This is a genomic window from Streptomyces sp. NPDC028308 (genome assembly GCF_055565855.1).
Map to the genome: position 1 here is coordinate 22,687 of NZ_JBVHTO010000024.1, position 10,473 is coordinate 33,159.

Consider the following 10,473-nt stretch of genomic DNA (forward strand, 5'->3'; position numbering starts at 1 on the left):
TCCCGCCCGCACGGCGCGCGCGGGACCGGCTCGCTCGCGGCCCCTCAGTCCGTACGGTGCTGCCGGACGGACCGCCGGAAACCGGTGTTGACCGCCGTCAGCCCGCCGTCCACGCACAGCGTCGTGCCGGTGATCCAGGCGGCGTCCGCCGAGGCGAGGAAGGCCACGGCGGCGGCGATGTCCTCGGGCTCCCCCACCCGGCCCAGCGGGTAGAGCTCCCTCGCCAGCTCCAGGTCGTCGTCCCGGCCCTCCCAGGCGGTGGTGCGGACCGTGCCCGGCACCACCAGGTTCACGCGCACCCCGCGTGGGGCCGCGTGACCGGCGAGGGTGCGGGTCAGGGAGCCCAGGCCGGCCTTGGCCGCGCTGTAGGCGTGGTTGCCGAAGTCCTGGAGGCCGTTGACGGAGCCGATGCTGACGACCGCCCCGCGGCCACCGGCGACCAGGTGCGGCAGCGCGGCGCGGCAGCAGCGGTAGGCGCCGGTCAGCGTGAGGTCGAGGTCGCGCGCCCAGACCTCGTCGGACTCGTCCTCGAACAGCCGCTCGTCCGGTGTGCATCCGTACGCGTTGTTGACCAGCACGTCCAGCGAACCGAACGCCTCCACCGCGTACGCCACGGCGCGCTCCACGGAGTCACGGTCGGACACGTCGCACCTGAACGCCTCGGCCCGGCCGCCCCCTTCACGGATGGACGCGGCCGTCTTCTGCGCGGCGGCCGCGTCCACGTCGGTGACGAGGACCCCGGCACCCTCGTCGGCCAGTCGCCGGGCGGTGGCCGCGCCGATGCCCCGGGCCGCGCCCGTGATGAGAACCCCGTACCCCTCGAAACGCGTCATCGCAGTCATACGGGCGACCGTACTGGCCCGGAGATCACCGCGACAGCTCCTCAACGGCGTTCCGTACGGCCCCTGTTCAGCGGTAACCGGTCGCGTCGGCCCGCTTGCCCGGGTCCTGCACCTCGACCATGTAGCGCCAGGCGTCCGGGCGGCTGCCGTCGAGATCGGTGAAGCCGTAGGTCTTCGCGAGGCCGCCGCTGGAGAGCGACGCCCCGTTCCAGCGGGCCCGCTCGGGGTCCGCCGCCAGCGCGGCCACCGCCCGGCCGACGTAGAACGGCGTCTCGGAGATGCAGAAGTGCGGCACGTTCTCCAGCGCGTCGCGCCAGTTGTCCTCGCTCACCCCGAAGTGCTCCAGCATCATCTCCGAGCGCAGCCAGCCCGGAGTCAGGGCGACTGCGGTCGCACCGCGCGGGCCCAGCTCGTGGCCGAGGGCGAACGCCATGCGCAGGACCGAGGACTTGGCGAGGTCGTAGAAGAAGGAGACGCGGTAGTTGGCGCGGTTGTACTCGGCGGTCCCGTCCGTCATCTCGACCACCACGCCGCCGGGGTGGCGCAGCAGCAGCGGCAGGGCGTGATGACTGGTGATCGCGTGCGTCTCGACGCCGAGCCGCAGCAGCCGCAGCCCCTTGTCGAGGTCGTGCTCCCAGACGGGGGTGTCCCACTCGAAGAGCAGCTCCCCGCCCCACACGTCGTTCACGAGTACGTCGAGCCGGCCCTGCTCCTCCGCGATGCGGTCCACGAGCGCGCGGACCTCGGACGGCACGAGGTGGTCGGTGGGTACGGCGATGCCCGTGCCGCCCGCCGCGGTCACCAGGTCCGCCGTGTCCTCGATGGTCTCGGGCCGGCCGTACTCCGAGCGATGCTCGCGGGTGCTGCGCCCGGTGACGTAGACGACCGCTCCCGCCGCGCCCAGCTCGACGGCGATGCCCCGTCCCGCGCCCCGGGTCGCCCCCGCGACCAGTGCGACCCTGCCGTCCAGCGTTCCTGGCATCTTCCGACCTCCGTGTGCGTGTCCCTCACCTTGACCGACGAGGTGCCGTCGGCCGGTGTGGTCATGAGGGTGTCGTGGAAGCCGGACATCTTCTGTCGTCTTTTCCCGGGGACTTCCGGGTCCGGGCCGTCGCGCCGGGCGGTCCCGTGACGGGCGGGGGTGCACGGTCCGGAGGGTGCGGGGCCCGGGGTGCGGGCCCCGCGTCCGGGGGCGCGGGGGCCGTCAGTGGCCGCGCGCGATCCATTCGTCCAGGTGGGGTGCCTCGGCGCCGACGGTGGTCGTCTCTCCGTGTCCCGTGCGCACCACCGTGTCCGCCGGCAGGCCGAGGAGGCGCTCGCGGATCGACTCCACGATCGTCGGGAAGTGCGAGTAGGAGCGGCCGGTGGCTCCCGGGCCGCCCTGGAAGAGGGTGTCACCGGTGAAGACACTGCCGAGGCCGGGGGCGTACAGGCAGACCGCGCCCGGGGCGTGGCCCGGGGTGTGCATGACGGTCAGGTCCGTGCCTGCCGCCTCGATGACCTGGCCGTCGGCCAGCCAGGCGTCGGGCAGCCGGCCGGGGTGGGTCAGTTTCCACAGGGGCAGGTCGTCGGGGTGCAGCCAGATCGTGGCACCGGTCCGCTCGGCGAGCGCGGGCGCCGCGTCGATGTGGTCGTCGTGCGCGTGGGTGCACACGATGGCCCTCAGCGTGCGGTCGCCCACCGCCTCGGCGATGGCGTCGGCGTCGTGGGCGGCGTCGATGACGATCGCCTCGTGGTCGTCGCCGATGATCCAGACGTTGTTGTCCACCTCCCAGGTGCCGCCGTCGAGCGAGAAGGTGCCGGAGGTGACGAGGTGGTCGATACGGGCGTGCGTCATCAGAAGACCACCACCGAACGCAGGACGTCGCCCTGGTGCATTCGCTCGAAGGCCTTCTCCACGTCGTCGAGCGCGATCGTCTCGGAGACGAACGCGCCCAGGTCCAGGCGGCCTTGGAGGTGCAGGTCGATCAGCATCGGGAAGTCGCGGGAGGGCAGGCAGTCGCCGTACCAGGAGGACTTGAGGGAACCGCCGCGCCCGAACACGTCCAGCAGCGGCAGTTCGAGCTTCATCTCCGGGGTGGGCACGCCGACCAGCACGACCGTGCCGGCGAGATCGCGGGCGTAGAAGGCCTGCCGGTAGGTCTCGGGGCGGCCGACGGCCTCGATGACGACGTCGGCGCCGAAGCCGCCGGTCAGTTCGCGGATCGCCTCGACGGGGTCGCTCTCACGGGAGTTGACCGTGTGCGTGGCGCCGAGCTCGCGGGCGGTGGTCAGCTTGCGGTCGTCGATGTCGACGGCGATGATCTTCGCCGCGCCGGCCAGCCGGGACCCGGCGATCGCCGCGTCGCCGACGCCGCCGCAGCCGATGACGGCGACCGAGTCCCCGCGTCCGACGTTCCCGGTGTTGATCGCGGCCCCGATGCCCGCCATGACGCCGCAGCCGAGGAGTCCGGCGACCGCGGGCGACACCGCCGGGTCGACCTTGGTGCACTGTCCCGCGGCGACGAGGGTCTTCTCGGCGAAGGCGCCGATGCCGAGGGCCGGCGACAGTTCCGTGCCGTCCGTGAGGGTCATCCTCTGGGTGGCGTTGTGCGTGTCGAAGCAGTACCAGGGCCGCCCGCGCCGACAGGCACGGCACTGCCCGCACACGGCACGCCAGTTGAGGATCACGAAGTCGCCGGGCGCGACGTCCGTGACGTCCGGTCCGACCGACTCGACGACGCCCGCGGCCTCGTGGCCGAGCAGGAAGGGGAAGTCGTCGTTGATACCGCCCTGCTTGTAGTGCAGGTCGGTGTGGCACACCCCGCAGGCCTGGATCCGCACCACGGCCTCGCCGGGCCCCGGATCGGGCACGACGATGGTCTCGACGCGCACCGGCTCGTCCTTGCCCGGTGCGATCACGCCGCGTACTTCCTGCGCCATGTGTGGAACCTTCCCTTCGGTGGACGTTCTGTCAGCCGACCCTACGGGGTGACCGGTGGGTAGCGGGCCAGGTGAGAGGGCGGCCCCGGAAATGACCCCGGGGCAGGTCCGGGCCGGCTCGTGAACCCCGAGCGCGGCCACGCGCCGGTGCCCCACGGCGCCGTGCCGGTGATGCCGTGGGGCGCGGGCGGCGTGACGCCCGTCCCGACGGCCGCGGGCCGGCCCCGGCGATCTCGCGGGCGATCCGTGAATCCCCTGGTCCCGCCCCTCGCCGGGGACACGGGGACGTAGCCTGAGTGTTCCGCCCCGACTCCCACGAGGAGCGCCGTGACCATCGCTGAGACCGAAGCGGCCACGCCCGCCTGGCGGTTGCTGTTCGGGTACGTACGGCCGCACCGGTGGGCACTGCTGGCGGGCGCGCTGCTCGCGCTCGGCACCGGGGCCACGGGGCTGGTCCTGCCGCTGGTGGCACGGCGACTCATCGACGACCTCTCGCACGACCGCTCCATCACCGGCGCCCTGCTCGGCCTGTCGGTGCTGGTGGTCGTCAACGCGACGGTGGGCGCCCTCGGTTCGTACGTCCTGCGGCGCACCGCGGAGTCCGTGGTGCTCGGCGCCCGGCGCACCCTGTCCTCGTACCTGCTGCGGCTGCGGATACCCGCGGTCGACCGCAGCGAGCCGGGCGACCTGATGGCCCGCATCACCTCGGACACGACGCTGCTGCGGGAGGTCACCACCGACTCGCTCGTCGGACTCGGCACCGGCGGGCTGACCCTGGCCGCGACCGTCGCGATGATGGGCTTCGTCGACCCGGTGCTGCTGGGCGTCACCCTCGCGGTGATCCTCGGCGCGGGCACCGTGCTCGGTGTGATCGTGCCGCGCATCAATCGGGCGAGCCGCCGGGCGCAGGACGCGGTCGGCGTGATGGGCGCCTCGCTGGAGCGGGTCCTCGGCGCGCTGCGCACGGTGAAGGCGTCCGGCGCCGAGCAGCGTGAGGAGCGGGCCGTGCACGCGGCGGCGCAGGAGTCGTGGCGCCAGAGCGTGAGCGCGGCCAAGTGGTCGGCGGCCGCGGGCAACACGGCGGGCCTCGCGATGCAGATCGCGTTCATCACCGTGCTCGCGGTGGGCGGTGCCCGGGTCGCGACGGGCGCCATCGACGTCGGCACGCTGGTCGCGTTCCTCCTCTACGTCTTCTATCTGATGTCGCCGATCCAGCAGGTCGTCGGCGCCGTCACGCAGTACCAGACCGGCGCGGCGGCGCTCGCCCGGATCGAGGAGGCGCTGAGCCTGCCGGCAGAACCGGTCTCCCTGCCCGCGCCGTTGCCCTCCCCCGGCGCGGAACCGGCCGCGCTCGCCTTCGAGGACGTGCGCTTCCGGTACGCCGACGATCTGCCGTACGTCCACCACGGTGTGACGTTCGCCGTCCCGGCGCGGGGCATGACCGCCTTCGTCGGGCCGTCCGGCGCGGGCAAGACGACCGTGTTCTCGCTCATCGAGCGCTTCTACGAGCCGGAGGCGGGGGTGATCAGCGTCGACGGGCGCCCGCTGGAGGACTGGGAGCTGCCCAGGCTGCGGGCCGCCATCGGCTACGTCGAGCAGGACGCCCCGGTCCTGTCGGGCACGATGCGCGACAACCTGCTGCTGGGGAACCCGGAGGCGGACGAGGCGGAGCTGGACCGGGTCGTGAAGACCACCCGCCTCGACGGTCTGCTCGAACGGCTGCCGCGCGGCCTGGAGACGCTCGTCGGCCACCGCGGCACCCGGCTCTCCGGGGGCGAGCGCCAGCGCGTCGCCATCGCCCGCGCCCTGCTGCGCCGCCCCCGTCTGCTGCTCCTGGACGAGGCCACCTCGCAACTGGACGCCGTGAACGAGGCGGCGCTGCGCGACACGGTCGCCGACGTGTCCCGGACGACGACGGTCCTGGTGGTCGCGCACCGGCTGTCCACGGTGACGATGGCGGACCGCATCGTCGTGATGGACGCGGGCCGCGTGCGCGCGGTGGGCACCCACCGTGAACTCGTCGCGCGGGACCCGCTCTACGCCGAACTGGCGGCCACGCAGTTCCTCGCGACCTCGGGCTGACCCGTGCACCGGACGGTGACGGACCATCAGAAGGGGTAGTGGGCCTGCTGGGTGGCGATGGTCATCCAGCGCGTGCTGGAGAATGCCTCGACGCCCCAGCGCCCGCCGAACCGCCCGTAGCCGGAGGCCTTGACGCCGCCGAAGGGCGCGTGCGGCTCGTCGGCGACGGACTGGTCGTTGATGTGCACGATGCCGGTACGGATGCGGCGGGCGACGGCGAGTCCGTGCGTGGCGTTCTCGGTGATGACCCCGCAGGTCAGCCCGTTGTCGGTGTCGTTGGCGACGGCCACGGCGCTGTCGTCGTCGGCGAAGGTCTCCACGACGCAGACCGGTCCGAACGCCTCCGCGTAGTACAGCTCCGCGTCCTTCGGGACGCCGGTGAGCACGGTCGCGGGGTGCACCGCGCCGTCCGGCTCGCCGCCTCCGGTGAGGACGGTGGCGCCCTTGGCCACGGCGTCCTCGACGAGCGCGGCGACGCGCCGGGCGGCGGAGGCGGTGACCAGCGGGCCGACGACGGTGTGCGGGTGGCCGGGGTCGCCGGCCCGGAGCGAGGCGACCTTCGCGGTGAACTTGCGGGTGAACTCCTCGCCGAGGGACTCGTGGACGAGGATGCGGTCGCCCGACATGCAGATCTGCCCGGAGTTCATGAACACCCCGAAGGTGACGGCGTCGACGGCGTAGTCCACGTCGGCGTCGTCGAGCACGAGCACGGCGTTCTTGCCGCCCAACTCCAGTACCGCGGGCTTGAGATGACTGGCGGCGTGGGTGCCGATGACGCGTCCGACGCCGGTGGAGCCGGTGAAGTTGACCGCGCGCACGCGGGGGTCCGCGATCAGCGCCTCGGCGATCTCGGCCGCGTCCTCACGGTCGTTGGTGATCACGTTCAGCACTCCGTCGGGCAGTCCCGCCTCCCGCAGGACGTCCGCGATCAGCAGCGCGCAGGCGATCGGCGCGTCCTCGCTCGCCTTGACGACGACGGTGTTGCCCGCGGCCAGCGGCGCGGCGACGGCCCGCGTGCCGAGGATGACGGGCGCGTTCCAGGGGGCGAACGCGGCGACGACGCCGAGCGGTTCACGCACCGCGAGTCCCAGCACCCCCTCCTCCTGGGCGCTGAGCACCTCACCGCGCGGGGCGGTGATCGCGGCGGCGGCCTCGCGCAGGATGTTCGCGGCCAGGGCGACGTTGAAGAGCGCCCACGGCCGGGTGCCGCCGGCCTCCCGCGCCATCAGCTCGGCCACCTCGTCACCCCTGGCCTCCAGCAGGCCGGCCGCGTCGAGGAAGATCGTCCGCCGGGCGAAGGGGGCGAGTGCGGCCCACTGCTCGAAGGCGGCGTCGGCGGCGTCCACGGCCCGGGTGACGTCCTCGGGGCCCGCGGCGGCGACCGTCGCGTACACCTCGCCGGTGTAGGGGTCGACGTCCTCGGCGGTGCGGCCCGAGGCGGCGGGGACGTCCTTGCCGCCGATCAGCAGTTCACGGGTGATGGCCATGGCGCGGCTTCCTTCGGTACGTCACTACGGCGGTACGCAACCAGGATGCCCGGAGTCGGCCCGAGCATCGTTGTTCGCAGGGTGAACTTTCGTTCGTTCAGCTACCCGGATGCTCCGGCCGCGACCGGGGAATGTCAAGGGCCCCCGCCTGAGCGGGGGCCCTTGGAGGACGGTGCCGGACTCCCGGGAGTCGGCGCGTACCCGATGTCAGCCGAGGCCGACGGGGAGCAGCCCGACGGCGGGGGCGACGAGGTCGGTCACCTGGTGCAGCTGTTCGAGGTCGTGCAGTCGGTTGAGGCCCGCGAGCTGGCTGGACACGTGCGGGAGCTGCTCGCGGTGCTCGGCCGGGACGTTGCTCTGGGCGAGCGCGTCGAGCTGCGCGACCGGGCTGATCGGCGCCACGCCCAGGGTGTCGGCACCGAGCGCGTTCGCGGCCGGGGCGGCGAGCCCCGTGGCGCTGACGGCGAGACCAACGGCGGCAACGATGCGTCGTGTTGAGATCATGACCTCAGCAACGGCGCCGGGCCCCGTCCGGACACGGCCGTACCGGGCTCCTCACCCGAGAGGCGCACAGCACGGCCTGCGCTTGCCGACCGCCGCGCGGCGGAGGAGCCTCGAAGGAGAGGCCCTCTCGGGCCGCTCCTCGCCGGGCCGCGGCCCTCGCAAGGAGGTCATCATGGGCACCGCAGCAGGTCCCGCCTTCGACACCGAGGCTCTGCGCCGGGGCATCGAAGGACACAGCGCGGCGGCACTCCTGTCGCTCTACGCGGACGACGCCGAGATACGGGTGGTCGACCGCAACACGCAGCCCAGTCACCCGATGGTCATGCACGGACGGGACAAGATCGGCGAGATGCTCGCCGACGTCTACAGCCGGGACATGACCCACAAGATGGAGCAGTGCGTCGTCCAGGGCGACCACGTCGCCTTCACGGAGTCCTGCGAGTATCCGGACGGGGTGAAGGTGCTGTCCCAGTCGATGATGTCGCTGCGCGACGGGAAGATCGTCGACCACACCTTGCTCCAGGCATGGGACGAGTGACGCGGCGGTGGCCGCAGGCCCACGTCACGTCCCGGGTGACCTGGACCTTCTCGGCGCGAGCGACCATGGGCCGGTCCCGTCCGACGCCGTCCCGGCGGCAGCATGCGGTCCCCTCCACCCGGTGGCCCGCGTCCCTCTTCCTCGTGCGCTCGGTGCTGCGGGTGCTGCGTCCTCGTGCGCGTCGGCGCCGGCTCCCTCCGTGAGGGACCGGGTGCGGCACCGGGCACCGCCGCGCCGCGCGTCACCGGCCCGGCGTCGGGTCAGCGCAGCCAGGCGCTGTACGACATCACGTCGCCCGCCTGGACGCCGTACTCCGGTTCGTCCTCGGTGACGGTGTCCTCAAGGCCCAGGACGGCGCCGGTCGCCGGGTCCAGGATCAGCATCCGGCGCGTGGAGTGCGCCGTGTCGTCGTACACGTATGCCTGCCCCTCGCGTCCGAGGCGGTCGGTCACGGCGCCGAGCGGCCGCAGCCCCTCGGCGTCGGCGAGGATTCGGGCCAGGGCCGCCGACTCCCGGCCGCCCGGGGTCCAGTGGTCCAGCAGCACCGCCACGGCGTCAAGCAGGCCGGGCGTGTCCATGGTGTCGGCGGGGTCGATCTCCTCCAGGTAGGCGCGCAGTCGGCGGACGTCGTGCGGGGGACGCGCGGCGGGCGGGCCGTCGCTCCAGCTGGGCGGGTACGACCGCCGGCTCAGGACGTGACCGTCCTGGACGGTGCGCGGGGTGTCTCCTCCGTCGGTGATCACCGGCCTGCCCGGGTGGCGCGGGTCGGTCGCCACGACGAGTTCGGTGTGACTGCCGTCGGCCTTCCAGCGCACCACGCGCTCCTCGGGGAGGGTGAACGGCGGCCGGCCACCGGGGCCGCCGGTCATCGCGAGGCTCCACGTCTGGACGTGCGTGCCCTGGCGCAGGCGCGGGGACTCGCCCGCGGCGACCGCGCCGTCGGCGATCCGGTCCAGGGGGACGGCGGCGGAACCGGCCTCGACGACCAGCGGGCGGGGGGCGGCGACGGCGGGCGCTGTGGTCGTCCCGGACAGCAGCAGGGTCAGCGCGAGCGCCGCGACGGCGGCGGACGCGGCGAGACCCCAGGCCCAGCGCCGCCCGTGCCGTACGCGTGCCCGGTCGCCGGTCAGCAGGTGGTTCAGGCGGCGTTCGGCCTGGGGGTGGAGGGGCCGGTCGCGGTAGCGGGGGTCGTCGGACGGCACCGGGTCGGCGCGGCGCAGCAGGTCGAGTTCGTCAGCCATGGCCGTGCTCCTTCGTGCTGTCGTGGCCGGGGGTACCGGCGCCCGGCGTCGCGGACGCGCGGGGGCGCCCGGTGTCCCGCATACGGTCGATCTCGGTCCTCAGCCGGCCACGGGCGCGGTGCAGCCGCATCGCGGCGGCCCTGCTCCCGCAGCCGAGGGCGACGGCGATCTCGTCGATGCCGAGTCCCTCCCACGCCGTGAGGCGCAGCACCTCCTGGTCGCCGGGGGCCAGGCGGGCCAGCGCCTCGTGCACCCAGTCGCCGGGCGTCTCGGTGTCGGGGCTGTCCACGATCTGCCGCCGGTGCGCGGTCTCGTGGTGGCCGATGCGGTCGACGAGCCGTCGCCGCCGGCCGTACCCGCGTACGGCGTTGGCCAGGCAGTTGCGGGCGACGCCGTACAGCCAGGGCAGCGGGGTCGCCGGCAGCTCCGCACGCCGGCGCCAGGCGACGGTGAACACCTCCGCCACCACTTCCTCCACCTCGCTCGTCCGGCCGTCCAGTCGCCGCGCAACGTAGCGGCTGACCGCCCAGTAGTGCTCGCGATAGGCAGCGGCGAAGATCTCGTCGTTGCTCATGTCCCTTTGATGTCCGGCAGGCCGGTGATCGTCACACCCGCCGGTGTGACGCTCGTCGCTCGCCCCGAGTGTGACGGCCGCGCGGGGTGCGGACACAGGCGGGGCATGGAGAGCAACACTGTGACGACGCCGCCGTCCGCGCCGTCCCCGCCCGTACGCACGCACCGGCCCGGAGCCACCGTGGTGAGGTGGCTGACGACCACCGACCACAAGACGATCGGCTCGCTGTACCTGATCACGTCGTTCGCGTTCTTCTGCATCGGTGGCGTCATGGCGCTGCTGA

General features: G+C 73.4%; 10 protein-coding genes and 1 pseudogene. 3 read left to right on the forward strand and 8 right to left on the reverse strand.

Annotation, left to right across the window (positions count from 1 at the left end):
- Positions 1-44 precede the first annotated feature (44 nt).
- The 4 genes from ACZ4VA_RS38245 to ACZ4VA_RS38260 all read right to left on the reverse strand — a co-directional run bounded on the left by ACZ4VA_RS38245 (position 45) and on the right by ACZ4VA_RS38260 (position 3,764).
- Complete coding sequence (locus ACZ4VA_RS38245) at positions 45-842, reverse strand: SDR family NAD(P)-dependent oxidoreductase (protein ID WP_356239652.1); 798 nt, start codon at positions 840-842, stop codon at positions 45-47.
- A gap of 67 nt (positions 843-909) precedes the next feature.
- Positions 910-1,824: an SDR family oxidoreductase gene (locus ACZ4VA_RS38250; RefSeq protein ID WP_356175733.1), complete on the reverse strand. Its 915-nt coding sequence runs from the start codon at positions 1,822-1,824 to the stop codon at positions 910-912.
- A gap of 222 nt (positions 1,825-2,046) precedes the next feature.
- Positions 2,047-2,679, reverse strand: a complete 633-nt coding sequence (locus tag ACZ4VA_RS38255) for an MBL fold metallo-hydrolase (RefSeq protein WP_356175730.1) — start codon at positions 2,677-2,679, stop codon at positions 2,047-2,049.
- Positions 2,679-3,764, reverse strand: a complete 1,086-nt coding sequence (locus ACZ4VA_RS38260) for an S-(hydroxymethyl)mycothiol dehydrogenase (protein WP_356175728.1) — start codon at positions 3,762-3,764, stop codon at positions 2,679-2,681. Before ACZ4VA_RS38260 ends, ACZ4VA_RS38255 begins: the two co-directional genes overlap by 1 nt.
- A gap of 327 nt (positions 3,765-4,091) precedes the next feature.
- Between ACZ4VA_RS38260 and ACZ4VA_RS38265 the strand changes: the two genes are divergently transcribed.
- Positions 4,092-5,846: an ABC transporter ATP-binding protein gene (locus tag ACZ4VA_RS38265; RefSeq protein ID WP_356175725.1), complete on the forward strand. Its 1,755-nt coding sequence runs from the start codon at positions 4,092-4,094 to the stop codon at positions 5,844-5,846.
- A gap of 26 nt (positions 5,847-5,872) precedes the next feature.
- On the opposite strand, the gene ACZ4VA_RS38270 is transcribed toward ACZ4VA_RS38265, so the two are convergent.
- Both ACZ4VA_RS38270 and ACZ4VA_RS38275 read right to left on the reverse strand, forming a co-directional pair.
- The gene (locus ACZ4VA_RS38270) at positions 5,873-7,333 is read right to left on the reverse strand and encodes an aldehyde dehydrogenase family protein (RefSeq protein WP_356239641.1); all 1,461 of its coding nucleotides are present in this window, start codon (positions 7,331-7,333) and stop codon (positions 5,873-5,875) included.
- A 207-nt stretch (positions 7,334-7,540) separates the two neighbouring features.
- Entirely contained in the window at positions 7,541-7,837 is a 297-nt protein-coding gene (locus ACZ4VA_RS38275) for a hypothetical protein (RefSeq protein WP_355786009.1), read from the reverse strand.
- 172 nt (positions 7,838-8,009) lie between these two features.
- Here ACZ4VA_RS38275 and ACZ4VA_RS38280 point away from each other — a divergent pair, with 172 nt between their 5' ends.
- Positions 8,010-8,375, forward strand: coding sequence for a nuclear transport factor 2 family protein (locus ACZ4VA_RS38280; RefSeq protein WP_356175720.1), 366 nt, complete (start codon positions 8,010-8,012; stop codon positions 8,373-8,375).
- A gap of 260 nt (positions 8,376-8,635) precedes the next feature.
- Here the strand turns inward: ACZ4VA_RS38280 and ACZ4VA_RS38285 are convergent, their stop codons facing one another.
- Positions 8,636-9,616 (reverse strand): CU044_5270 family protein, encoded by a 981-nt coding sequence (locus ACZ4VA_RS38285; protein ID WP_468084567.1) that lies wholly within the window; start codon positions 9,614-9,616, stop codon positions 8,636-8,638.
- Positions 9,609-10,190: an RNA polymerase sigma factor gene (locus tag ACZ4VA_RS38290; protein WP_356175714.1), complete on the reverse strand. Its 582-nt coding sequence runs from the start codon at positions 10,188-10,190 to the stop codon at positions 9,609-9,611. Before ACZ4VA_RS38290 ends, ACZ4VA_RS38285 begins: the two co-directional genes overlap by 8 nt.
- A 105-nt stretch (positions 10,191-10,295) precedes the next feature.
- On the opposite strand from ACZ4VA_RS38290, the pseudogene ACZ4VA_RS38295 reads away from it, so the two are divergent.
- Positions 10,296-10,473, forward strand: a pseudogene (locus tag ACZ4VA_RS38295) (aa3-type cytochrome oxidase subunit I); the annotation flags it as partial.